This window comes from uncultured Acetobacterium sp., from assembly GCF_927416815.1.
GTDB lineage: Bacteria > Bacillota > Clostridia > Eubacteriales > Eubacteriaceae > Acetobacterium.
Map to the genome: position 1 here is coordinate 1 of NZ_CAKMJU010000116.1, position 24,464 is coordinate 24,464.

Sequence of the window (24,464 nt, forward strand, 5' to 3'; positions counted from 1 at the left end):
ATGTGTTAACATCGCCCCCTAACGCCTACATTATAACACAGTGCGATAAAGTACGCAATAATTAAATGAGAAATTTGACAAAAAAACAAGCCTATATAAGGCTTTGGGGGATTTTTTCTTTATTCAACTGTCAAAGACCCGTTTTAGAAAAATGCCGAAAAATAATTGACAAACTTTTAACTAATAGTGTACAATCTGTGTATACTTATATATACAGGTAAAAGGCTGTATGATATGTAATGGTTTTAATTTGGTTTTAAAGTGTGAAGCTTTGAAATAAATATTTTGAAAAAAGGTAACAGGTTAGGAGGAAACAAAAAAATGCCATACAAAAAAGCAGAACAAAAATTTAGTGGCAAGATCAACGCGTGTGAGATAGGTGCTGGAGATGCAGCTGTCAGCATAGGCGGAGAAAACTCATTACCATTTCTAGGTACTGAAGGATTCAAAACCGCAGTTGGTATCGCAATTTCTGACGTAACAGATGAGTGGTCAGATTGCTTTGGAACTATCTACGGTGACGATCTTAAAAACCCAGCGGCTCTTGCAAAAGCAGCAGTAGAAAAATCAGGTGCTGATTTCTTGTTAATCAAACTTGAAAGCGCAGATCCAAACGGAGCTGACAATTCAGTTGATAACTGTGTAGCTACAGCGGTTGCAGTAGAAGCGGCAATTAACGTACCTTTAGTTGTAGAAGGATGTAAAAACGCAGAAAAAGACGCTAAGTTACTTGAAAAAGTAGCACAAGCTCTTGAAGGAAAAAATGTCGTTTTATTCTCTGCAGTAGAAGATAATTACAAAACAATCGGTGCTGCCGGCGGAATGGCTTACGGACAAAAAGTATCAGCTGAATCTGCAGTAGACATCAACCTTGCAAAACAATTAAACATCTTATTAACACAATTGGGTGTTAAGAGCAAAGACATCATCATGGATATTGGAACAGCAGCAGCCGGTTACGGTTTTGAATATGTTGCTTCAACCATGGATCGTATTCGTTTAGCGGCCTTAGGTCAAAATGATGAAGCTTTACAGATGCCAATCATCACCAATATTTCTAACGACGCCTGGGGCGTTAAAGAAGCAGTTTCCACGATTGAAGATGCACCAGAATGGGGCGATCAAGAAGCACGTGGCGTTGGTATGGAAGTTACAACAGCGGCAGCATGTGTTGTAAGCGGATCAAACGCAATCATCGTAAGACATCCAGAATCAGTTAAAGCGATCAAAAGCTTAGTTGCTGGAATCATAGGTTAGGAAAGGAAGGCGAATACAAATGGCAGTAAAAGGTTTAGATATTTTTAAACTCACTCCTAAAACAAACTGTAAAGAGTGTGGTTTTCCAACATGTATGGCTTTCTCAATGAAAGCAGCCACCGGTGGCGTGCCAATTGAAAAATGTCCATACATTTCAGAAGAATCCAAAGAATTATTATCAGAAGCAACTGCTCCTCCAATGAAATCCATCAAAGTGGGTTCTGGCGATTCTCAAGCAACTCTTGGCGGCGAAACAGTCTTATTCAGACATGAAAAAACATTAGTTAATAAAAACTTATTTGCAATTGAATTATCAGATGCAATGAGCGACGCTGATGTTGATGCAGCCTGTGCTAAATTACAAAAAGTTAACTACGAACGAATCGGCGAAATGATGTTCGTTGAAGTTGTTGCAGTACGTTTTGCAGCAGATGCAGCAAAATTCGCAGCTTTAGTTAAAAAAGTTGCTGAATGCGGAAAAATCCCAATGATCATTACTGTTGATGCTGAAGTAGCAAAAGCAGCGGTTGCAGGCGCTGGCGCTGGTGCAATTATCATGGGTGCAACCAAAGATAACGCCGCAGCAATGGTAGACGTAGCTAAGGCTGCAGATGCTGTTCTTGGTGTTTCTGCAGACAGTATTGAAGCATTACACGATTTAGTTGAAGAAATCGAAAAAATGGGTTACAAAAACCTGGTATTAAATATTGGCGAAACTTCTATTAAAGAAGCTTATGCAAACGCAGTTGACATTCGTACCGCAGCTATTAAAGGCAATGACCGTACATTCGGATATCCTTCAGTAGTATTTGCTAATAAATTAGCACCTGGTAACATTAATCTGCAAATTGCTCTGGCATCTGCCTTTGTTCTTCGATACGGTTCTGTTATCGTTATGGAAGAAATGGACTTTAATGCAGCATTACCACTGTTTGGTTTAAGACAAAACATCTTTACAGATCCTCAAAAACCAATGCGTGTTGAACCTAAGGTTTATGAATTCAATAAACCAACCGGTAAAGACCCAGTACTTGTTACTGTTGACTTTGCACTATCTTACTTTGTTGTTGCCGGCGAAATTGAACGATCTAAGGTTCCTGCTTATCTGGCTATTCCAGATGCTGGTGGTTACTCCGTTCTGACTGCCTGGGCTGCTGGTAAATTTGGATCTAGCGTTATTGCTAACTTCATTAAAGAAGCAGACGTTGCGAGCATCACGACTTCTCGTAAGTTAATCTTACCAGGTAAAGTTGCTGTTCTTCAAGGTGATTTAGCTGAATTACTACCTGAGTGGGAAGTAATCGTTGGACCAAACGAAGCAATGCAATTACCGAAGTTCTTAAGAGACATGCAAGCCTAAATAGCATAAATCTGTGCTCGGGTTTTTCCCGAGCACACCTAAAATATATTTTTTCAATTTGAAAGGGGAACAATATGTCAAAATTCATGGTTATTGGTGAAAGAATTCACTGTATTTCTCCAGCTATCCGTCAAGCATTCGCTGACAGAAATCCAGAGCCGATTCTTTTAAGAGCTAAAGAGCAATTAGAAGCTGGAGCAGACTACTTAGATCTAAACATCGGACCGGCTGAAAGAGGCGGCGAAGAGTTAATGCAATGGGGTGTTAAATTACTCCAGGAAAACTTTGATAATGTGCCAATCGCTCTTGATACAGCTAACATGAAAGCCATCGAAGCTGGTATTCAGGTTTATAACCGATCAAAAGGAAAACCAATCGTAAACTCAGCAGATGCTGGCGATCGTATTGAATATGTTGATTTAGCAGCTGCTAATGACGCTATGGTTATTGCCCTTTGCTCAGCAGAAGGCGTACCAGCTAATAATGACGAACGTATTATGTACTGTTCACAATTATTAGAACGTGGTATGGAACGTGGCATGGAGCCAACAGATTTATGGTTTGACCCATTATTCATCGTTATCAAAGGAATGCAAGATCAATTAGTTGATGTACTTGAAGCAATCCAAATGATTACTGACATGGGCTTGTTAACTACTGGCGGATTAAGTAACGTATCTAACGGTGCGCCAAAACATATTCGTCCATTATTAGACTGTGCTGTTTTAGCAATGGCTATGCAATGTGGATTTAGCTCTGCGATCGTTAATCCTTGCGATAAACGATTAAGAGAAACAATCGTAGCTTGCGATATTATCAAAAATAATATCCTTTATGCAGATTCAGTGCTTGAGTTCTAGAATATCTTTTATAAATAAATAACAGGTATTTGAAAATACTCATTAAAAAAAGCCCCCGACCATAATTCATCACTTGCCGCACAAGTATCAGATGAAGGTCAGGAGCAAACAACTATGTATAATGTATCACTCACCCACATTGTATAACATTTAACAATGTTTGTAAAGGGGAAATTTACGATTTTTTAGATATGACACAACTTTTTTGCAAATGCGTAAAAATAACTATTATACGAAACAGGTGTTTGATATAAATTATAAAATTTAGAGAGGTAGAAAAATTATGAGCAATGAAATTTTAAACTACGATAAGGTCGCTGAAGCTTCCCTTGCGAAAGCTCAGAGAGATGGCGCAGAAACAATGTGGGATCGCCGTGCAGCCCAAAAAACCCAATGTGGTTTTGGAGAAGCAGGGGTATGTTGTCGAATTTGTTCGATGGGTCCATGTCGTGTAAGTCCAGTACCAGGTAAAGGTGCTGAAAGAGGTATTTGTGGAGCTAACGCTGACACAATTGTTGCAAGAAACTTTGCCAGAATGGTTGCTGCAGGAACATCATCTCACTCGGATCATGCCCGCGATATCGTTCATGCAATGCATCACGCTAAAGCTGAAGGTCCTTTCAAAATTCGCGATGAAGCTAAATTAAGAAGAATCGCTAAAGAATGGGATGTTGTTGATGCTGATACCAAAGAAACCTATGCATTAGCCCATCAAATGGCTGAATTAGCCCTTGAAGAATTTGGTAAACCTTTTGGAACCCTACGATTCTTAAAACGTGCGCCACAAGCCCGTCAGGATATCTGGGCAAGAGAAGGCATTGAACCACGAGCGATTGATCAAGAAGTTGTAACCTTACTTCACTCTACTCATATGGGTTGTGCTGCCGATTACGAAAGTATCTTCCGACGTGGTATGAGAACTGGGATGGCAGATGGATGGGGCGGATCAATGATCGGTACCGAATTCTCGGATATCTTATATGGAACACCAACAGCCAGAGCATCTTCTTCTAACTTGGGTGTAATTGACGCTGAAATGGTCAACATCATGGTTCATGGTCATGATCCTAACCTTTCAGAAATGGTTGTATTAGCAGCTAAAGACCCAGCTATGGTAGAACTGGCTAAGTCAGTAGGTGCAAAAGGTATCAACATCGTTGGTATGTGCTGTACAGGTAATGAAATGACCATGCGTCATGGGATTAAAATTGCCGGTAACTTCTACCAACAAGAAATGTGTATCATTACCGGTGCGATGGAAGCAGTTGTAGTTGACGTTCAATGTATCTTCCCGACAATGCCAGCACTAGCAAAAACCTACCATACCCGATTTGTCAGTACCTCACCAAAAGCGAAAATTGCAGGAGACATTTACATTGAATTCTCAGAAGCAACAGCTCTTGATAATGCGCGTGAAATTGTTGAATTAGCGGTTAAAAACTTCCCGAACCGAGATGCTTCAAAAGTGGAAATTCCAGATATCAAACAAGATACCATGGTTGGTTACTCAGTAGAAGCGATCATCGATCACTTAAACGCAGTCGTTAACACACAATTAGAAGATGGCTTTGGAACCGTTAAACCATTAACCGATGTTATCTACGCAGGTGTTATTCGTGGCGCTGCTGGTATTGTTGGTTGTAACAATCCAAAACAAGTACATGACTATGCTCATATTACCGTAATGGAAGAGTTAATTAAACGTGATGTCATCTGTGTTGTTACAGGTTGTGCTGCTCAAGCTGCTGCTAAAGCTGGTTTATTAACATTAGAAGCAAAAGAAAAATGTGGCCGTGGTCTTTTAGAAGTCTGCGAACGTGTAAACATTCCACCAGTTCTTCATATGGGTTCTTGTGTAGATATCAGCCGTATCCTTCACCTTGTTAACTTATGTGCAGATTTAAAAGGTATTGACCCTGCATTATTACCAGTTGTTGGTATTGCGCCAGAGTGGATGTCAGAAAAAGCGGTTGCGATTGCTAACTACGTTGTTGGTTCTGGTATTAACACCTACCTGGGTATTATTCCACAAGTTTTAGGTGGATCTAATTTCGTAAAACTGATGACTGAAGATGTTCAGGAATTCATCGGCGCTCACTTCGTATTTGAAAAAGATCCACTTGTCATGGTTGATAAGATCATGGTAGATTTAGAAGCAAAACGTGTTGGATTAGGTATCTAATTTAAAAAAGATAGACAGGTGATAAAATGAAGATAGCATTAACAGGAAAAGGCGGGGTTGGTAAAACAACCATCTCAGCAAGTTTAAGCCGATATTTTGCCGACCAAGGATATAATGTATTGACAGTTGATGCTGATCCCGATGCCAACCTTGGCCTTGCCTTAGGTATGAGCGAAGAAATGATTGCCAGTATTGTTCCGATCTCTGAAATGAAAGACTTAGTTGAAGAGCGAACAGCGGCAGAAAAGGGCACTTTTGGTTCGATGTTTAAAATGAACCCAGAAGTATCTGACATTCCCGAGCGGTACGCCAAAGCGTTTAATGGGGTCAAGCTTTTAACCATGGGAACCGTAGACACCGGAGGATCTGGTTGTGTATGTCCAGAGCATGTATTATTAAAAATGCTGATGAGCCACCTGGTTTTATACCAGAAAGATGTGGTGATCATGGATATGGAAGCTGGGATTGAGCATTTGGGTCGAGGCACTGCCGGAGCAGTTGACGCGTTTATCGTTGTTGTTGAACCGGGCGTCCGAAGTATTCAAACATTTCACAAGGTTAAATCCATGGCAATGGATATTGGCGTAAAGCAGGTTTATGTTATTGGAAATAAAATCCGGAATGACGGAGATATCGCCTTTATTAAAGAAAAGGTCGGCGCTGAAAACATCATTGGGTTTTTAAATTACCGTGATGCCATCTCAGCATCTGACCGTAACAATCAATCGCCCTATGACGATCCTGTCATGAAGGAAGATATTGCCGTTTTAGGTCAAAGTATTCTGGCGATTGTTGAAGAAAAAAAGAAGTAACAGATCACAAATTATGATTATTACGAACAAAAATCTAATGTTAATTGAACTAATCTAAGGAGGAAAAAGTCCATATGAATATGAATCTTTTTGATATAATTTACGACGGCCAAGCTCAGTACCTGAAACGTGCTGAAGAAATGGTAGCCAAAGTCGTTGCTGAAAAGGGAAAAGAAACACCGGTAAAATTCCCTGCTACTGCCTATGCTTTACCTTGTATTTATGCCATCACCGGCAAAAAAGTTACCAATGTAGGTGAATTAGAAGAAGCTTTAGCACTAGCTAAAGAAAAAATCCACCCAACTAAATTCTTACAAGACGCACTTGATGCAGGAACCGCTTCTGCAATGTTAGCAGAAATTATTGAAGCTGTTAAATATGTATACGAAGAACTGCCATATGCAGGTCGTGCAGCTGAAGATTTAAATACAGCTGATGTTCGTTACTTAGGACATATCACGGATGCTGAAGTACGTAACTTTGGTGTGCCACTGGTAACTGGAGATATCCCAGGTGTTGCTGTTATTATCGGGGAAGCTAAAGATGCTGAAACCTTAGCAGGAATCGTTAAAGACTACCAGGGAAAAGGTTTATTAACCTTCATGGTTGGTAAAGTTATTGACCAGGCGATTGAACAAAAAATTAAAATGGGTATTGATCTTCGTGTTATTCCTTTGGGATACGAAATCGAATCTGTTATCCACGTTGTTTCTGTTGCGATTCGTGCCAGCTTAATCTTTGGTGCGACACCTCCAGGCGACTTCTTAGCTCACCGAACCTATACAAAAAATCGTGTTGCTGCATTTGTTAATGTATTTGGTCCATGGGATAACAAAATCATCGCTGCCGGCGCTGCTGCCATCGAATTAGGCTTCCCAGCAATCACTGAAACATTCATCAATGAAGTACCAACCTTATTATTAAACCAACCAGATTACAGCAAGGTTGTTGCAACTTCTTTAGAAGTACGTAACATTAAAATTAAAGTTACCGAAATCGACTGTCCAGTTGCTGTTTCTTCAGCATTTGAAGGTGAACGTGTTCGTAAGGATACTATGTTTGCTGAATTTGGCGGACAAAAAACGGAGTGTTGGGAATTAGTAACATCAGGCGATGTTGCTGAAATGGAAGATCACAAAATTACGCTTGTCGGACCTGACATCGATGATGCAATGTTCGCAGGTAAAGATGTTGTTCGTCTGCCAATGGGCGTAGTTGTTAAAGTTGGTGGCAAAGCGATGCAAAAAGACTTTGAAACCGTACTTGAAAGACGTATCCATTACTTCACAAACTATATTGAAGGTGCAATGCATGTTGGACAAAGAAATATTGCTTGGATCCGTTTAACAAAAGAAGCATTTGAAAAAGGCTTCCGTTTAAAACATATCGGTGAAGTTTTATATGCAAAAATGCGATCTGACTTTGATAAAGTTGTTGATAAATGTGAAATCACCATTTACACCAATGCTGAAGATGTAAAACGACTTGGCGAAGAAATGGTTAAACCAATTTACGCTGAACGTGACGAACGAATGGGATCATTAACTGACGAAAGTGTTGAAGAATTCTACACCTGTTTATTATGTCAATCATTTGCTCCTAGCCACGTTTGTGTTGTTACACCTGAACGTTTAGGTCTCTGTGGTGCCGTTTCCTGGTTAGATGCTAAAGCGACTAAAGAACTTGATCCAATGGGACCAAATCAACCAATCGTTAAGGGCGAAGCTACTGACGCACGTCTTGGAACCTGGGATTCAGTAAATGCAGAAGTTGAACGTACGACACAGGGCGCAGTTGAAAAAGTTACACTGTACTCAATTCTTGAAGATCCAATGACCTCTTGTGGTTGTTTCGAATGTATCTGTGGTATTATGCCAGAAGCTAACGGTGTTGTTATTGTAAACCGTGAGTTTAACGAAACTTCTCCAGTTGGAATGACCTTCGGCGAATTAGCTTCTATGACAGGTGGTGGGGTTCAAACTCCAGGCTTCATGGGTCATGGTCGATTCTTAATCGGTTCTAAAAAATTCATGTCAGCAGAAGGCGGTTTATCACGAATCGTTTGGATGCCAAAAGAATTAAAAGACGATGTTGCTGAACGTTTAAATAAAGCTGTAAAAGAAATGACTGGTATTGAAAACTTCGCAGACATGGTTTGTGATGAAACAATCGCTAGCGATTCTGAAGCAGTATTAGAATTCTTAGAATCAAAAGGACATCCAGCCTTAGCAATGGATCCAATTATGTAATAATTTTTGACTCTGTTCAAAAATTAACATGCCTGAAGGCAGAACACAGATGTGTTCTGCCTTCTTTTCTAGGTGCGGCAAAAAATAGTCAAAATTAAATATAGTAAAATAAGATTAGATTAGATTAATTCGCGATAAACTATAGTCTAATTCAGGATAAAGTGTTATAATCATAACAAAATTAATTCAATAGGAGGAAAGAATATGTGTAATAATAAAGAACTTCATAGCCATGGCGAACATCACGACCACGAAGAAGGTCATCCCCACAACGGAACGATTAGTCATGATCATCAGCATGCTACACCCCATAGTGGTGATGAAGGACACGAACATAGCCACGAACACAATCACGAACATGATCATACCCATAGCCACCCTCACAGTGACGACCATGATCATGGCAGTGAACATCCCCATACTGAGGAACATGAGCATGACCACACCCATAAACATGCCCATCCTCATCCCCATCAGCATGAACACCCCCATCCGCATCAAGAAGAAAAAGATGGTCACGGTCATGCCCATCCTCATGGACATCAACACCCCCACGGTCATGAACATCCCCATGGACACGATCACCCCCATCCCCACGTTCACGGTGATGGGCATTGTGGAAATCATGCGAAAAACGGTGCCGGATGCTGCCATGCTGGTGATATTGAAAATAAAGACATTGAAATCTTGGGCTTACTGCTAGATCATTGGGTTGCCCATAATCAAGATCACGCCATGGAATACAATACCTGGGTCGAAAAAATGAACCGTTTAGGAAAAAATGATGTCGCTGAGTCGCTAATTGAAGCCATTGCGCTGATGAGCGAAGCAGACAAACACTTAGTAGAAGCAAAAAAAGAATTGAATTAGTGGTACGATCTGCGTTTCAGGTGTATACTATACTTGAAACGCAGATTTCGTAATAAATAAAAAAGATTTATAATTGACTGACAAGAGAAATACAATTGATGGGCGGTTGGAATCTTCCGACCGCCTGTGAATGTTATTTTAACAATGCCTGAAGGCATTAAATTTCTTTAGAAAAGGAAGTGTGTAATTGTTATGAGTTTGACAGATTTGATTTATGCTGGTTCTAATGCGGTTGCAGGTTTAACTGAAGGAGCGGTAAACGACGCCATAAAAAAATATGGCACCGATCATGCGGTCGGATATCCCGATACGGCATATTTTTTACCAATCATTTATGCGGCAACAGGGGTTAAAATCAAAACGCTTGGAGATTTACCGGCTGCAGTGGGGATTCTTAAGAGCTTGATCACCAATAAAGAAGATCTCGGTGACGCCTTAAACGCCGGATTGGCGACTGCAGTAGGAGCCGAGATTATTGAAGCGATCCGCTATGTTGATGGCGATCCATACGCCAATGATTCCGGAATCGGTTTTGTCTGGGATCCGATTATCCGTTCCCTGGGCGTGCCCTTGGTAACTGGTGATATCCCCGGGATTGCGGTCCTTTTAGGCGAATCTTCAGATCCCGCCGGACTGGCTGCGATTGTCAAAGACTATCAGGAAAAAGGTTTGCTGACCTTCATGGTCGGTAATATTATCGAGCAAGCTTTAGAAGCCGGTGTGAAAATGGGTCTTGATTATCGGGTCATTCCACTCGGCCATGAAGTAACCTCGGTTATTCATGTCGTCTCAGTAGCGATACGAGCGGCACTTATCTTCGGTGGCATTGAACCTGGTAAACAGGCCGAGTTTTTAACCTATACCAAAGAGCGGGTGCCTGCCTTTGTTAATACCTTTGGCGATTTAAATGAGGTCGTTGTATCAGTCGGAGCCGGCGCAATTGCCCTGGGTTTCCCGGTTATTGCCGATGTCCCGGTACCGGAAGTACCAGGCGCACTGATGTCGCAGGCTGATCATGCTAAAACGGTTGAGTTCTCTTTAGAAGCGCGTGATATTAAGATCAAGGTCACAAAAATCGATGTTCCGGTTTCGGTTGCTTCAGCATTTGAAGGTGAACGCGTCCGTAAAGATAACATGTTTGCTGAATTTGGCGGCAACAAAACAAAATGCTGGGAACTGGTCAAAGAAGTCGAATTAAACGTGATCGAAGACCACAAGATTACCGTTGTCGGTCCAGAAATAGATGATGCTTCATTTGCAGGAGCGGATGTCGTCCGACTACCTTTGGGAATCCTGGTCGAAGTTGCCGGCAAAAATATGCAAAAAGACTTTGAATCAGTGCTGGAACGGCGGATCCATTACTTTACCAACTATATCGATGGCGCCATGCATGTCGGGCAACGCAACATTGCCTGGATTCGTTTAACAAAAGAAGCTTACGAAAAAGGCTTCCGATTAAAACATATCGGCGAAGTGCTTTATGCCAAAATGCGAGCTGATTTTGACAACGTTGTTGATAAATGTCAGGTGACACTCTATACGACCCAGGAAGATGTGGCACGACTTGAAGAAGAAATGGTTAAGCCAATCTACAGCCAACGTGATGATCGCTTAAACGCCTTAACCGATGAAAGTGTTGAGACCTTTTATACCTGCACCCTCTGTCAATCATTTGCCCCCAGCCATGTTTGCGTCGTAACACCAGAACGCTTAGGCTTATGTGGTGCTGTTTCGTGGTTAGATAGCAAGGCTACCAAGGAGTTGGATCCGGCCGGACCATCACAACCGATTGAAAAAGGCGAAGCTGTGGATGCCAAAATTGGTATCTGGGATGCTGTTAACAAAACGGTTGCAGCGGCATCGCAAGGGGCAGTTGAACGGGTAACCTTATACTCAATCCTTGAAGACCCAATGACTTCCTGCGGTTGCTTTGAATGTATCTGTGGGATCATGCCCGAAGCGAATGGGGTTGTTATCGTCAACCGCGAGTTTGGCGAAATTTCTCCTGTCGGGATGACCTTTGGGGAACTGGCTTCGATGACTGGTGGCGGTGTGCAAACCCCCGGATTTATGGGTCACGGTCGTCATTTCATCGGATCAAAGAAATTCATGTCTGCTGAAGGCGGTTTAACCCGGATTGTCTGGATGCCAAAAGAATTAAAAATTGATGTGGCTGAACGTTTGAATAAAGCAGTGCTTGAGTTAACCGGGATTGAAAATTTTGTTGATATGATCTGTGACGAGACCATTGCCAGCGAATCAGAAGCGGTTCTGGAATTCCTCGAATCTAAGGGTCATCCAGCGCTTAAGATGGATCCGATTATGTAATTAATGGTTGTAATTAAGACAAAAATGTTATCATAAAGCAGAGTCGCCCCTTGGCTTGTGTTGAGGGGCGAACTGTGTTAAAATAGCATCAATTAAAAGAAAGGAGACCAAGAACATGTGTGAATCTTCAGCTTATATGATTACTCCTGAAGGAGAAACAAAGATAATGGACTATGTCGTCGATATCGTTCCTAACGAGGATGGCAGCTTAACCCTGTCTGACTTATTGGGTGGTACTAAAATTGTTCAAGGAAAACTCAAAGAAGTGAAACTTCTTAACCACAAAATTATTATTGAAGGAACAACGGTTTAGCCAATGAACATTGTAGTGCTAGATGGTATGGGAGGAGGCATTGGATCTCGAATAGTTGGTATTTTGAAAGACGAGATACCGCCGTATATTGAAATATATGGATTGGGAACCAATGCTCTGGCCACCGCGGCCATGTTAAAAAAGGGTGCCAATAAGGGTGCTACCGGTGAAAATGCCATTGCGGTTACGGTAAAGAAAGCAGATTTCATTATCGGCTCAATTGCGATGACCATTCCAAACTCGATGATGGGAGAAGTCACGCCGAAAATGGTTGAAGCCATTGGAAGCAGTGATGGATTAAAAATCTATATTCCGATTCTGCCGGAAAACCACCATATTGTTTCACTTGAAGAAAAACCCTTATTACTCCAGATTCGGGAAGCAGTGTCTTTAATTAAAAAAGAGCTTAATTTAGGAGAAGTATAGATGGAGACTAAATTAAAAATCGATAAAGATGCAGATATTTTCAAGGTTTTTCTTGCCCATTGGATCAACCACACCGGCGACCATATTGAAGGTTATCGGGAGTGGGCCGAAAAATTAAAGGGTACGTCAAAAGATGATGTCTCCCGGGAGATATTTCTGGCAATTGAGACAATGCGAGAAGCGCAAAAGAAAATTATGGAAGCCAAGATACGCTTCTAACAAGGCTTTAAAACTTAACTTCAAGATCAATTAAAACCCATGCTTGAAAGCAGGACTTTTTGTTCTGTTTTTTTTGTGCAAGGGAAAATATTTAGCAGGCTAAGTATTGAAGTACGGATGATCCCGGGAAAATAGCATATTTTCCCGGGATTTTTTTCAAAAATTAACCTAGTCTTATGAAAGTTGGTGTATAATAAATTAAGAAAAAAATTAAGAAGGTTTAAATATGCGAGTAAAAAATAAGAAACGTTTTCTGATTGCAACGACAGGATTAGCGGCACTGGTCATTCTGGTGATTGTGGTTTTAACCATTGGTATTTGGCACAGCAATGAAAAATTGGCAGAGGCTGAGAATAACAAGAACACTCAGACAACCGCATCATTGAAAGTGACTGCGGCAAAAGAAGTAAAAACTATCGCAAATACGCAGTCCGCCGTTATGGGGAAACCAGCTCAGACGATAATCAATGAGGAAATAAAAACCTCAAACGAGGTCAATACAACACCTGCAATTAATAGCACAGCAACCGACAGTATCACAATATTGGTAAATAAAAACCATAGCATATCGTCCACTTATGTACCTGATGATCTGGTTACGGTGGATCTGCCATCCACCCGTAACACCCAGTTGCGCAGCATCGCTGCTGAGGGCTTGACAAAATTATTTGCGGCAGCTGAGAATGCCGGTTTTGAATTGTATTGTTGTTCAGGCTATCGTTCCTATGCGACGCAAGCTGAACTTTACGCCTGGAATGTTGAAACCTATGGGGTTGATGGGGCAGAATTAGTCAGTGCCCGACCAGGGATGAGCGAACATCAGTTGGGTCTGGCGATGGATGTGACCAGCGCTGCGGTGGGCTTTGATCTGCTGGAGAGTTTTGGATCAACGCCTGAAGGACTCTTCATTAAAGAGAACGCTCACAAATACGGGTTTATTGTCCGATATCCCGAGGGTAAAACCAATATTACCGGCTATGCTTACGAACCCTGGCACTTGAGATATCTGGGTGTTGATGTGGCAACAGAGATTTACAACAGCGGTAAAACCATGGAAGAGTATTTTGGTTCGAATTAAGCTATCGGACTGAGGCAAACAATAATTAAAAGGGATATCTGCGGAGATATCCTTTTTGCTTGGTTTAATTAATCTTATTGAGCTGGATACGAAAAAACTATTTTAAAAATATAGAATCTCTGATATAATAATCAGTGTTTCTGCGCCCGTAGCTCAGGTGGATAGAGCAGTAGTTTCCTAAACTGCGTGCCGGAGGTTCGAATCCTCTCGGGTGCACCAAACAAATATGACGGCAAATGCCGTTTTTTTGTTGCACAATTTTAAAGCACCATCTGTGCACGGCCACAACTGTTAAGATTTAAGTAGAAGCAAAAAAACTATTGCAAAGTATAACAACAAGGTTTATACTTCTTTTGGTTGTATCGCGGCAACAGAGATATTTAATGAAGGAGCGCAGATGGAAAATTATAAAAAGTATCTCATTATTTTTGGATTGCTATTATTATTTGCCTTGGTTTCTCCAGTCATTATTGCTTGGATCAGTGTCATTCTTTCACCGATTATAACAACAGCCGGTGTGGTTGCGATTATTTTCGTCGTTACGGTAGTCATTGCCTGGTATGGGAAAATTGATCGTAAATAGCGCTGTCGTTTTGGTGATTGTTTTGGCTGGTCATGATTTAATCGCTCTGAGTTAAGCACAACAAAAATAATTAACTAACAGGAGAGTATTGACTAAGTTGAAGATTAGACTCGCAGAAGAAAAAGACCGCCCCCGGATATTGGAAATTTTAAATGAGGCGATTGCAGCCCGAAAATTTACAGCCCAGCTTTCCCCCGCAACCTTAGCGATGCGCAAAGACTGGTTTATTCATCATTCGGCGCCACGGCATCCAATGTTTGTAGCCGAGTTAGATGGCTATGTAGTGGGATGGATTACCCTCACTGAGTTTCGGGCGGGACGGGAAGGCTTTCGGTTTACTTCGGAAATCTCTTACTACATCGACAGCCGCTTTCACCGCCAGGGGATTGGTTCGCTGCTGATGCACCGGGCGATTGAGTCGGCCAGGGAAATCGGCTTTCGAAGCCTGATTGCGGTTGTTTTTGACACCAATATCAGTAGTCGCAAGCTGGTCAAAAAGCATGGTTTCAGATTATGGGGGCATATGCCGGATACTGTTGATATTGACGGAGGAAGCATCGGCTGTGATTTTTGGGGATTAAAAATAGAAAAATTATAAATCCGCTTGATTATTTTAGTCGTTGCTGATATAATTTTACTGTTGTGCAAAAGGCTATATGCCTTTTTTTATTTGGACAAAAGCAACAATAATCTTTTAGCCATTAGCAAAGAAAATCATCGATAATGATCAATGTTTTCATTGACAAAAACAAGGTTCTCGTGGTATTCTATGTTAGTGACTATGAAAATAGGGAACGTGTGCCTGCGTGTTCCTGCGGGTGTTGATATAAGGATGTAGGAGGTGCTGGAATGAGAGTAAAAGTTACTTTAGCATGTACAGAATGCAAGCAAAGAAATTACGATACCATGAAGAACAAGAAGAATAACCCTGATCGTTTAGAAGTGGATAAATATTGCAAGTTTTGCAAGAAGCATACACCACATAAAGAAACGAAATAATGGATAAAGAGGAATATCATGGCAACAAATAAGCGAACAAAAAATGCCAGTAGTAAACAAGTAAAAGAAAACACCCAGCAACAGGCACAAAAAACCGAAGATAAGGCAGCAAACCTGGTAAAAGAGGAAAAAAAAGCGCCTCAATCAACGGCAAAAAATGAGAAAAAAACACCAAAGAAGTCAAGCGAAAAAAATAAGGAACCAAACATTTTTCAAAAGATGGTGGGCTTTTTAAAAGGCGTCCATCATGAGCTGCGAAAAGTGACTTGGTTAACTAAAGATGAATTGATTAAAAAATCCGGCGTTGTCGCTGGCATTGTTGGGATATTCACCTTTCTCGTTTGGGTTGTTGATTCAGGATTAGGTGCACTTGCCGCGTTATTTATGAACATTTAGGTAAGGGAGAACCATGGAAACTAATCAACACGAAGAGGCTCAATGGTTTGTTGCGCATACCTATTCCGGTTATGAGAATAAGGTCAAGGCAAGCATTGAGGCCACCGTCGAAAACAGAAATATGGAGGACGTGATCCTTGAGGTTCAGGTTCCCGTACAAGAAGTAGTGGAAAGCAAAAACGGCAAAAAAGTCGTTAAGGAAAAGAAACTATTTCCAGGTTATGTTATGATCAAAATGTTCATGACAGATGATTCATGGTATGTTGTTCGAAACACCCGCGGTGTTACCGGGTTTGTTGGTCCTGCTTCAAAACCTGTCCCATTATCCAAGGCTGAGCTTAAGAGCATGGGCATTCGTCAGCAGCGTGTTGAAATCAGTATGCACGTTGGCGAAGAAGTAAAGGTCATTGAAGGACCGCTAGAAGGTTTCACGGGGATAATTGAAGAAGTACATGCTGAGAAATCAAAGGTTAAGGTCAATGTTTCCATGTTTGGTCGAGATACCCTCGCTGAACTGGGATTTGAGCAAATAGAAAAAATAAACACTTAAGGAAAAAACTATTCTTCATGCTACTCCATTAGGAGAAAAAATACTATAATAAAATGAAGGAGGTGTTAACATGGCAAAAAAAGTAATTGGTATGATTAAATTACAAATTCCTGCCGGTAAAGCAACACCAGCACCACCAGTTGGACCTGCATTAGGTCAACATGGGGTTAATATTATGGGATTCTGTAAAGAATTCAACGCAAAAACTGCAAATGAAGCAGGAATGATTATTCCGGTTGTAATCACTGTTTATCAGGATCGATCTTACTCATTTATAACAAAAACACCACCAGCAGCCGTTCTGTTAAAGAAAATTGCTGGCATTGAGTCTGGATCTGGGGTACCTAACAAAACCAAGGTAGCCAAGGTTACAACTGAACAATTAAGAGAAATCGCAACATTAAAAATGCCTGACTTAAATGCAGCATCTGTAGAATCAGCGATGAGAATGATCGCTGGAACCGCCCGTAGCATGGGTATCACAATCGAAGAATAATTTTAGAAGGTAGAAACACCTTAAGTGGGAGGGAAACCGCTATTACCACAAGGAGGCAAAGATGAAAAAAGGAAAAAAATATCAAGACTTGGTAAAAAGCTTTGACAAGCAAGAGTTATTTGAACTGGATGCAGCCATTGCACAGGTTAAAAAACTAGCTACCGCAAAGTTTGATGAAACCATTGAATTGCATGTAAAACTGGGTGTTGACTCACGTCATGCAGATCAACAGGTTCGTGGAGCGATCGTACTGCCACATGGTACAGGGAAAACAGTTAAGGTTCTGGTTATCGCTAAAGGTGATAAATTGAAAGAAGCTGAAGAAGCTGGTGCAGATTTCTTTGGTGAAGACGATATTATCGATAAAATTCAAAAAGAAAACTGGTTTGATTTTGATGTAATGATTGCTACTCCAGATATGATGGGTAAGGTTGGTCGTTTAGGTCGTGTCTTAGGACCTAAAGGTTTAATGCCAAATCCAAAATCGGGGACTGTAACGATGGATATTGCCAAAGCTGTTGCGGATACCAAGGCCGGTAAGGTTGAGTATCGTTTGGACAAAACCAATATTATTCATGTGATTATCGGCAAGGCATCTTTCACCGAAGAAGCCTTAAAAGAAAACATGATGGTATTATTGGAAACTGTAAAAAAAGCAAAACCAGCTGCTTCTAAGGGTCAATACTTTAGAAGTATTACTCTGGCAAGTACCATGAGCCCTGGAGTTAAAGTCAACACAGGTAAAATCTAGAAGTTTATTACTTTAAATAAACTTTGAAACGACTTGACATAGAAAATGACAAATGATACAATAGCTTCGTTGTCAAAGAACATCATTCATCCATAGACAGTAGGTTTGTAAATCCTACCGAGGTTGAAGAGAAAAAAGCTTATTTATTAAATAATAAAGCTCTCTTCACGCTGTGGAGTGAGCTTTTTTGATACGATTTTTAAAAGGAGGTGCAGATAATATATGCCAAAGATTGAAGTAAAACAAGTAATTGTACAAGAAATTGCCGAAAAACTTCGTAATGCCCAAACAGCGGTTCTCGTCGACTATCGTGGTTTGAATGTTGAAGAAGTGACTGATTTGCGTGCTCAGGCTCGGGCTGCAGGTATCGACTACAAAGTATATAAAAACTCAATGATGCGGTTTGCTGCCAAAGAAACTGGTTTTGAAGGTTTGCTTGACGTTTTAGTCGGACCGACAGCCATTGCATTCTGTGATTCAGATCCCGTTGCTCCAGCAAAACTACTCAGCGAATTTGCAAAAAAACATAAGGCTTTAGAAATTAAAGCGGGTATGGTAGATGGTAAGGTTTTAGACGTTCAAGGCGTTTTGGATCTTGCAGAATTACCACCACGGGAAGTATTGGTTGCCAAAGTTCTTGGCGGCTTAAACGCACCAATTTCAGGATTTGTTAACGTACTTAACGGAAACATGCGTGGGTTGGTTGTCGCATTAAACGCGATTGCAGAACAAAAACAAGCATAATTCGAAAGACAAATTAAATTATAGAAAGAATATTTGGAGGTTTTATAAAAATGGCAAGTGAAAAAGTAACACAATTAATTGAAGACGTAAAAGGTTTGACCGTATTAGAATTATCTGAACTGGTTAAAGCATTAGAAGAAGAATTCGGCGTAAGTGCTGCTGCTCCAATGGCAATGATGGCTGCTCCAGCTGCTGGTGGCGGTGCTGCTGAAGAAGCAGAAGAACAAACTGAGTTCGATGTAATTTTAACTGCTGCTGGCGATCAAAAAATCAAAGTGATCAAAGTTGTTCGTGAATTAACAGGCTTAGGCTTAAAAGAAGCAAAAGCATTAGTTGATGAAGCTCCAAAACCAGTCAAAGAAGCTGCTACTAAAGAAGAGGCTGATGATATTAAAGCTAAAATTGAAGAAGTTGGCGGAAGCGTCGAAGTAAAATAATTACTCGATAACCACTAAAAATCACTTGCTTGCGCAGGTGATTTTTTTGTTTAACAGACGAGGTCTGAGAAAGAAAAACGATGGCAAAAAAACAGACAAACCAAGTAAAAGAAATCACCCCGATGGCGGTCGATTTTCCCCAATGGTACACGGATGTCATATCCAAAACTGAGTTGGTGGATTATTCTCCAGTAAAGGGTTTTATGGTTATCAGACCCTACGGCTACGCCATTTGGGAGTTGATCCAGAGCGCCTATGATAAACGGTTCAAAGAAACCGGTCATGAAAACATGTATTTTCCGCTACTCATTCCAGAAAGCCTCTTAACCAAAGAAGCCGAACATGTCGAAGGGTTTGCCCCAGAAGTTGCTTGGGTAACCCATGGCGGCGGTAAAGAACTGGCCGAACGACTGGCGGTTCGGCCGACCTCAGAAACGATCATTTGCAGTATGTACTCAAAGTGGCTGAATTCCTATCGGCAATTACCCTATTTGTATAACCAATGGTGTTCGGTAGTCCGCTGGGAAAAAACCACCCGGCCATTTTTGAGAACCTCGGAGTTCTTATGGCAGGAAGGTCATACCCTCCACGAAACCCCTGAAGAAGCCCAGGAAGAAACCATGAAGATGCTGGGAATCTACCGGGAAATAGCTGAAAGCCACCTGGCCATGCCAATGGTGGTGGGGAAAAAAAGTGACAAAGAGAAATTTGCCGGTGCTGATGCGACCTATACCATGGAAGCACTGATGCATGACGGTCAGGCGCTCCAATCGGGGACCTCCCATAATTTAGGTCAACACTTTACCAAAGCCTTTGAGATAACCTATTTAGACCGTAACAATGAGCAGTCCTTTCCCTATCACACCTCCTGGGGAGTATCAACCCGGTTAATCGGGGGCATCATTATGGTTCACGGTGACGACAATGGCTTGGTCTTGCCACCCAAAATTGCACCAATCCAGGTGGTTGTTATTCCAGTTGCGCAACATAAAGAAGGGGTGCTCGATAAAGCCTGGGAAATCAGTAAAAGCCTGGGAAAAGACTTTAGAGTAAAGGTCGATGATATTGATGGCTATTCACCAGGCTGGAAGTTTAATCAATGGGAAATGAAGGGCGTTCCAATTCGCCTGGAAATTGGTCCCCGTGACATCGAAAATGGTCAATGCGTGCTGGCTCGACGAGACACCGGCGAAAAAATTTCGGTCAGCCTCGACAATATTTCCCAGACAGTCGCTGATTTACTCGAAGAAATCCAGGCAAACCTGTTTAATAAGGCCTTAAAAATGCGCGAAGAAAAAACCTCAACGGCGGAAAATATGGATCAATTTGACAAGAATTTGAAAGAGAATCCGGGATTTGTCAAAGCGATGTGGTGTGGTGAGCGCAGTTGTGAAGATAAGATTAAGGAAGATACTGGGGCGTCGATCCGTTGCGTTCCATTTGATGATGAACAAGAAGTATTATACCAAGGCAAATGCGTATGTTGTGGCAAGCCAGCTGAAAAAATGGCTTACTTCGCCAGAGCTTATTAAAAAGAGTGAGCATGTGAAGATGAGCAGCATAACAATGACTAACCTGGGGTTTTTCTTGAACGAAGTCGCATTTTATGAACATATTCGCATTAAAAAAGAATCAAAACGGGCACTGCCCATTGAGCGGATTCTCGAAACAGCAAGAAATATTCCCAAGCCGAAGGTTTTATATCGGGTTTCCGAAGCGAAAATCATTGATGCTACTCACTTTGCCCTGGATGGCGTTCTTTTTGAAAGTGAAGCTGGTGTTGAAAAAATATCTAAGGCAACCTATGTCTTTCCCAATATTGTCACGGCAGGTTCAGAAATCGAAAACTATTGCTTTTCCCGAGAAAATGTTCTGGATCAATACATTATCATGGAGCTTTGTAATTTTGCCTGTGAATTTGCCAGAGAAGCGTTGATTCGCGATATTAGAAATCGATACGGTGTTGAGATAAAGGATTCTATCTATCCTGGTGAAGATGGGTTTCGACTTGAATCTGGCAAGAAGATCTTTGATCTGTTTGAAAATGTCGAAGATGAGATTGGTGTTACGGTCACTGAGACGGGCCTTACCAGTCCCAGCCGAACCGCATATGCGATTTATTTTGGATAGCATGATTTAAGAAAAAATGTCTGATAAATGAATTAAAAAAGAGACGGATAGAAAGTGAATTTCTATCCGTCTCTTTTTTTATGGGTTTTTTAACGCTCTTTTTTTAAACTCGCCAAAATTTCAAACATCCGTTTATTGAGCAGCGGATGGACAAGGTAGGGGGCAATTTCGGCCATCGATTCCATTACAAAAGCACGATCCTGGATGCGCGGATGGGGTATGATTACATCCGGATCATCGGTCACCAGGTTGTCGTAGAATAAAATATCTAAATCGATGGTTCGCGGACCCCAGTGGATCGTCCGCTCCCGCTTAAGTCCCTGTTCGATGTCAAGCAGCAGGTTCATCAGGGCGCGAGGGGGAAGGGTGGTTCTAATCTTTAGCACACAGTTGAGAAAAGCATCCTGATCCGTGTAGCCCCAGGGTTCAGTTTCGATGATGGTGGATTGACTCAGGGCTTCAATGCCAGCGGTGTTTTTAATGGACGTGATCGCCTCGCTTAAATTCTGGTTGCGGTCACCCATGTTGGTGCCCAATCCAATAAAAGCCTCATGCCAGCCGCGATTAATTTCAATGGCGACAGTATCCATCGATTTTAAAATCGGAGCCCAGGGTTTTTTAATGGTAATACTGACATGTTTCACCATCGGATAGTGTTTTAAAACATAGGTGGCCAGCATTTCGCCGGCAGTTTCGATGAGGTCATAGCTTTCTTTTTTAAATTCATCTTCCAGCGCATGGCATAATTCGCCATAGTGAACCGATTTTGTCAGGTCGCCTGTCAGGGCGGCGGCCTGCATATCGAGGGTCAGGGTCACTGAAATCAGAAATTTTTGGCCGAGTGTTTTTTCTTCGGGGAAAACCCCGTGATAGGCAAAAACTTCAAAATCTTTTATATAGAGTTTGTCCATGGTGCTCCTTTCAGAATGCCGAGAGTCATTTGAGCCGCCCGTTTGTTTTCCAGCACATCATGAACCCGAATAATCGAAGCGCCCTTCATGATGCCGATGACAGTGGTTGCCACGGTGCCTTCAATCCGCTCGGTCACAGGCAGATCTAGGGTCAGGCCGATAAAGCCTTTGCGGGAGGTACCCAGCAAAAGCGGATAGCCTAAGGTCTGCAGGGCTTCGAGGTGGTAAATCGTTTCCATGTTCTGGGCATAATCCTTGGCAAAACCAATCCCAGGATCTAGGATGATCGCGTCTCGGGAGATCCCGGCTTTAAGGGCAATATCAATCGAATCTTGGAGATCGCTCTTGATATCGGTGATCAGATGCTGGTAATTCTGGTTATGGCGATTATGCATCAGGATACAGGGCACCTGGTATTTAGCGGTAATCTCGGCGAGAGTAGGGTCATACTTGAAGCCCCAGATATCATTGACTAAATTGGCTCCGGCCTTTAAGGCGGCTTCGCCGACAAGACCCTTATAGGTATCAATCGAAATAGCAATATCGAAGCGCTGATGGATGGCTTCGATCATTGGAACGACTCGGTCGATTTCCTCGGCATCACTGATTTGGGTATGACCGGGTCGGGTCGATTCACCACCGAGATCAATCAGATCGGCGCCGTCGGCGATCATTTTTTCGACCTGTTTAAGACTGGCGTCGCGGTTATTAAACTGTCCACCATCAGAAAATGAATCGGGGGTAACGTTTAAGATCCCCATAATGAGGATCTGTTTGTTTAAGTCAAAATTTTTATTGCCAATTAGCATGAATACTCCTTTAATAAACAATGGTCAGGTTTTTCTTGTCACGTGACCAATCGCATTCCTGTTCAACCGGGCATGCATAACATGCCCGGGATAATTTATCACTTTCATAAATAATTCGAGAAAATCCCTCGGCTTCCGGATTACGGTGATTGCGGATAGCATCAAGGATCAGGGTCTTTTGACCGTCGCTATAGTCAAGACTTTCGAGCAATGGAATGGCCAACTGGTGGGAGGCGATTTCATGGGGTGTGTTGTCCTGATATTGGACAAAACGACCAATATCGTGGAGCAAGGCGGTTGTATAGATCAGATCCCGCGGGTAGTTAAAACCGGCTTCGAGCGTCTTTATAGAGGCAATCCGGGCTACTGACAAAAAATGCTCAATGGTGTGACGGCAAAACTGCCGGTTGACCTCATAGGCGTTTATTTTTTGCAAATGGTTTTGAAAGTCTTTGTTTTTAAATAGTAGATTGGTATTTTTTAAGGGATCCATTAAGCACGTCCTATTTGATGCTTAATAGTTTGTGTACTTCATCTTTTAGTTCTTTATTATGTTTAAAGATGCCGGCTTGCATCGCCGTGACGGTTCGGGTACCGGGGCGTTTAACACCACGCATGTTCATGCAGAGATGTTCAGCTTCCACAATAACCATAACCCCGTGGGCATGGAGGTACTCCATAATGGCTTCGCCGATATCGGTAGTTAACACTTCTTGAAGCTGTGGTTTTTTTGAGTATAAATCAACCGTTCGCACAAGTTTTGAAAGACCGGCCACCCGACCATTGGGAATATAAGCAATATGAACCTTGCCGTAGAATGGTAACAGGTGATGTTCACACATCGAGTAAAAGGGAATATCCCGTTCAATGACAATGTCGTCGGATTTGACCGAAAAGGTCTTAGCGAGGTGAACTTCGGCAGTTTCGCCCAAGCCTGAAAAAATTTCCGCATACATCCGGGCAACCCGGGCGGGTGTTTCAACTAGGCCTTCGCGGGTAGGGTCTTCGCCGATGGCTTCTAAAATCATTGTGACAGCTTCTTGGATTTTTTTTTGATCGATCATTTTTCTCCTATCGCCGAATCAACTTGATATTGATCCGGAATGGTTTTTACTAAAACCAAATGAAAAAAGCATTACTCAAATAAAACAAAATGTTTAAGCAATGCTTCCGCAACCCTTAATTGGTCGTTAAGGGGTCCAGCGGAAGCAACAAGATATCGCAATGAGTTCATTTCGTTTAAAGGCAACTTCCCATCCTCTAACACTTTACGCATCTTGTCTACTCTGTTATATTTAATTGGATGTATTTTAACATGGGACAGGGTTCGTTACAAGGGTAATATTAAAGTATTAATAAAAGCGCTGATAATCGATTGACAACTGATTAACGGTTTAAATTACTAATTAAATCTTATATAAAGGGATAAAGAAAGTAAATAGAAAAATTTTAACCAAAATTTTAACAAAGTCAGCCAAAGTCAGTAATTAAAGGGTAATAATCTTACTGGTTTAACATTTAAAGATGAAATTTATTTACTGCTATTGGTAGAATAAAACAATTACTCAACTTTCCCAGCTTAATTGACCAAACAAAGCCTTTATAAAAGAGGCCTGAGAGTCAATCCATTGCTGGAGTGGATTGTCAACACTTTTTTAGACAACTTATTTGTGGGCTAATTTCCGATATACGGCTGGTGTGAGA

27 protein-coding genes, 1 tRNA gene, 1 riboswitch and 1 other annotated feature are annotated in these 24,464 nt (G+C 41.6%); of the genes, 24 read left to right on the forward strand and 4 right to left on the reverse strand.

Features of this window, described 5'->3' with window-relative positions; all coding sequences use genetic code 11:
• The first annotated feature begins 321 nt into the window (after positions 1–321).
• From acsD to QZ998_RS14565, 24 genes are all read left to right on the forward strand, one after another.
• Positions 322–1,257 (forward strand): acetyl-CoA decarbonylase/synthase complex subunit delta, encoded by a 936-nt coding sequence (gene acsD, locus QZ998_RS14450; RefSeq protein ID WP_296561546.1) that lies wholly within the window; start codon positions 322–324, stop codon positions 1,255–1,257.
• Positions 1,258–1,276: 19 nt separating this feature from the next.
• Positions 1,277–2,617, forward strand: a complete 1,341-nt coding sequence (gene acsC / locus QZ998_RS14455; protein WP_296561547.1) for an acetyl-CoA decarbonylase/synthase complex subunit gamma — start codon at positions 1,277–1,279, stop codon at positions 2,615–2,617.
• Between the two features lie 74 nt (positions 2,618–2,691).
• Positions 2,692–3,477 carry a carbon monoxide dehydrogenase/acetyl-CoA synthase methytransferase subunit gene (gene acsE / locus QZ998_RS14460; RefSeq protein ID WP_296561548.1) on the forward strand — a complete coding sequence of 262 codons (786 nt, stop codon included), beginning with the start codon at positions 2,692–2,694 and terminating at the stop codon, positions 3,475–3,477.
• 283 nt (positions 3,478–3,760) lie between these two features.
• Complete coding sequence (gene cooS, locus QZ998_RS14465; protein ID WP_296561549.1) at positions 3,761–5,659, forward strand: anaerobic carbon-monoxide dehydrogenase catalytic subunit; 1,899 nt, start codon at positions 3,761–3,763, stop codon at positions 5,657–5,659.
• A 26-nt stretch (positions 5,660–5,685) separates the two neighbouring features.
• The gene (locus tag QZ998_RS14470; RefSeq protein ID WP_296561550.1) at positions 5,686–6,471 is read left to right on the forward strand and encodes an AAA family ATPase; all 786 of its coding nucleotides are present in this window, start codon (positions 5,686–5,688) and stop codon (positions 6,469–6,471) included.
• Between the two features lie 80 nt (positions 6,472–6,551).
• A complete protein-coding gene (gene acsB, locus QZ998_RS14475) occupies positions 6,552–8,720 on the forward strand; it encodes an acetyl-CoA decarbonylase/synthase complex subunit alpha/beta (protein WP_296561568.1) in 2,169 nt (722 codons plus the stop codon).
• 204 nt (positions 8,721–8,924) lie between these two features.
• On the forward strand, positions 8,925–9,590 hold the full coding sequence (locus tag QZ998_RS14480) for a hypothetical protein (protein WP_296561551.1): 666 nt from the start codon (positions 8,925–8,927) through the stop codon (positions 9,588–9,590).
• A gap of 192 nt (positions 9,591–9,782) precedes the next feature.
• Positions 9,783–11,918, forward strand: a complete 2,136-nt coding sequence (gene acsB, locus QZ998_RS14485; protein ID WP_296561552.1) for an acetyl-CoA decarbonylase/synthase complex subunit alpha/beta — start codon at positions 9,783–9,785, stop codon at positions 11,916–11,918.
• A gap of 115 nt (positions 11,919–12,033) precedes the next feature.
• Positions 12,034–12,231 carry a CooT family nickel-binding protein gene (locus QZ998_RS14490; RefSeq protein ID WP_070372466.1) on the forward strand — a complete coding sequence of 66 codons (198 nt, stop codon included), beginning with the start codon at positions 12,034–12,036 and terminating at the stop codon, positions 12,229–12,231.
• A gap of 3 nt (positions 12,232–12,234) precedes the next feature.
• Positions 12,235–12,657: a DUF3842 family protein gene (locus QZ998_RS14495; protein ID WP_296561553.1), complete on the forward strand. Its 423-nt coding sequence runs from the start codon at positions 12,235–12,237 to the stop codon at positions 12,655–12,657.
• Positions 12,658–12,876 carry a hypothetical protein gene (locus tag QZ998_RS14500; protein WP_296561554.1) on the forward strand — a complete coding sequence of 73 codons (219 nt, stop codon included), beginning with the start codon at positions 12,658–12,660 and terminating at the stop codon, positions 12,874–12,876.
• Positions 12,877–13,102: 226 nt separating this feature from the next.
• Entirely contained in the window at positions 13,103–13,954 is an 852-nt protein-coding gene (locus QZ998_RS14505) for a M15 family metallopeptidase (protein ID WP_296561555.1), read from the forward strand.
• Positions 13,955–14,096: 142 nt separating this feature from the next.
• A tRNA-Arg gene (locus QZ998_RS14510) sits at positions 14,097–14,173 on the forward strand.
• Between the two features lie 178 nt (positions 14,174–14,351).
• The gene (locus tag QZ998_RS14515) at positions 14,352–14,537 is read left to right on the forward strand and encodes a hypothetical protein (RefSeq protein WP_296561556.1); all 186 of its coding nucleotides are present in this window, start codon (positions 14,352–14,354) and stop codon (positions 14,535–14,537) included.
• A 97-nt stretch (positions 14,538–14,634) separates the two neighbouring features.
• Positions 14,635–15,135, forward strand: a complete 501-nt coding sequence (locus QZ998_RS14520) for a GNAT family N-acetyltransferase (RefSeq protein WP_296561557.1) — start codon at positions 14,635–14,637, stop codon at positions 15,133–15,135.
• Between the two features lie 251 nt (positions 15,136–15,386).
• The gene (rpmG, locus tag QZ998_RS14525) at positions 15,387–15,536 is read left to right on the forward strand and encodes a 50S ribosomal protein L33 (RefSeq protein WP_014355470.1); all 150 of its coding nucleotides are present in this window, start codon (positions 15,387–15,389) and stop codon (positions 15,534–15,536) included.
• Between the two features lie 18 nt (positions 15,537–15,554).
• Positions 15,555–15,932, forward strand: coding sequence for a preprotein translocase subunit SecE (gene secE, locus QZ998_RS14530; protein ID WP_296561558.1), 378 nt, complete (start codon positions 15,555–15,557; stop codon positions 15,930–15,932).
• Between the two features lie 13 nt (positions 15,933–15,945).
• Positions 15,946–16,482 (forward strand): transcription termination/antitermination protein NusG, encoded by a 537-nt coding sequence (gene nusG, locus QZ998_RS14535; RefSeq protein ID WP_296561559.1) that lies wholly within the window; start codon positions 15,946–15,948, stop codon positions 16,480–16,482.
• A 70-nt stretch (positions 16,483–16,552) separates the two neighbouring features.
• Entirely contained in the window at positions 16,553–16,978 is a 426-nt protein-coding gene (gene rplK / locus QZ998_RS14540) for a 50S ribosomal protein L11 (RefSeq protein WP_026394519.1), read from the forward strand.
• A 61-nt stretch (positions 16,979–17,039) separates the two neighbouring features.
• Positions 17,040–17,729, forward strand: coding sequence for a 50S ribosomal protein L1 (gene rplA, locus QZ998_RS14545; RefSeq protein ID WP_296561560.1), 690 nt, complete (start codon positions 17,040–17,042; stop codon positions 17,727–17,729).
• 72 nt (positions 17,730–17,801) lie between these two features.
• Positions 17,802–17,927, forward strand: a sequence feature (ribosomal protein L10 leader region).
• 24 nt (positions 17,928–17,951) lie between these two features.
• Positions 17,952–18,473: a 50S ribosomal protein L10 gene (gene rplJ / locus QZ998_RS14550; protein WP_296561561.1), complete on the forward strand. Its 522-nt coding sequence runs from the start codon at positions 17,952–17,954 to the stop codon at positions 18,471–18,473.
• Positions 18,474–18,523: 50 nt separating this feature from the next.
• Entirely contained in the window at positions 18,524–18,910 is a 387-nt protein-coding gene (gene rplL / locus QZ998_RS14555) for a 50S ribosomal protein L7/L12 (RefSeq protein WP_296561562.1), read from the forward strand.
• A gap of 80 nt (positions 18,911–18,990) precedes the next feature.
• Positions 18,991–20,442: a proline--tRNA ligase gene (gene proS / locus QZ998_RS14560; protein WP_296561563.1), complete on the forward strand. Its 1,452-nt coding sequence runs from the start codon at positions 18,991–18,993 to the stop codon at positions 20,440–20,442.
• 55 nt (positions 20,443–20,497) lie between these two features.
• Complete coding sequence (locus tag QZ998_RS14565; protein WP_296561564.1) at positions 20,498–21,040, forward strand: hypothetical protein; 543 nt, start codon at positions 20,498–20,500, stop codon at positions 21,038–21,040.
• Positions 21,041–21,129: 89 nt separating this feature from the next.
• On the opposite strand, the gene folK is transcribed toward QZ998_RS14565, so the two are convergent.
• The 4 genes from folK to folE are packed head-to-tail and all read right to left on the reverse strand — an operon-like array spanning position 21,130 to position 23,821.
• Positions 21,130–21,951 (reverse strand): 2-amino-4-hydroxy-6-hydroxymethyldihydropteridine diphosphokinase, encoded by an 822-nt coding sequence (gene folK / locus QZ998_RS14570; RefSeq protein ID WP_296561565.1) that lies wholly within the window; start codon positions 21,949–21,951, stop codon positions 21,130–21,132.
• Positions 21,933–22,760 (reverse strand): dihydropteroate synthase, encoded by an 828-nt coding sequence (folP, locus tag QZ998_RS14575; protein ID WP_296561566.1) that lies wholly within the window; start codon positions 22,758–22,760, stop codon positions 21,933–21,935. Before folP ends, folK begins: the two co-directional genes overlap by 19 nt.
• Positions 22,761–22,770: 10 nt before the next feature.
• On the reverse strand, positions 22,771–23,253 hold the full coding sequence (locus tag QZ998_RS14580) for an HD domain-containing protein (protein ID WP_296561567.1): 483 nt from the start codon (positions 23,251–23,253) through the stop codon (positions 22,771–22,773).
• A gap of 10 nt (positions 23,254–23,263) precedes the next feature.
• Positions 23,264–23,821 carry a GTP cyclohydrolase I FolE gene (folE, locus tag QZ998_RS14585; protein ID WP_296561569.1) on the reverse strand — a complete coding sequence of 186 codons (558 nt, stop codon included), beginning with the start codon at positions 23,819–23,821 and terminating at the stop codon, positions 23,264–23,266.
• A 137-nt stretch (positions 23,822–23,958) separates the two neighbouring features.
• Positions 23,959–24,051, reverse strand: a riboswitch (THF riboswitch).
• Positions 24,052–24,464: the final 413 nt, after the last annotated feature.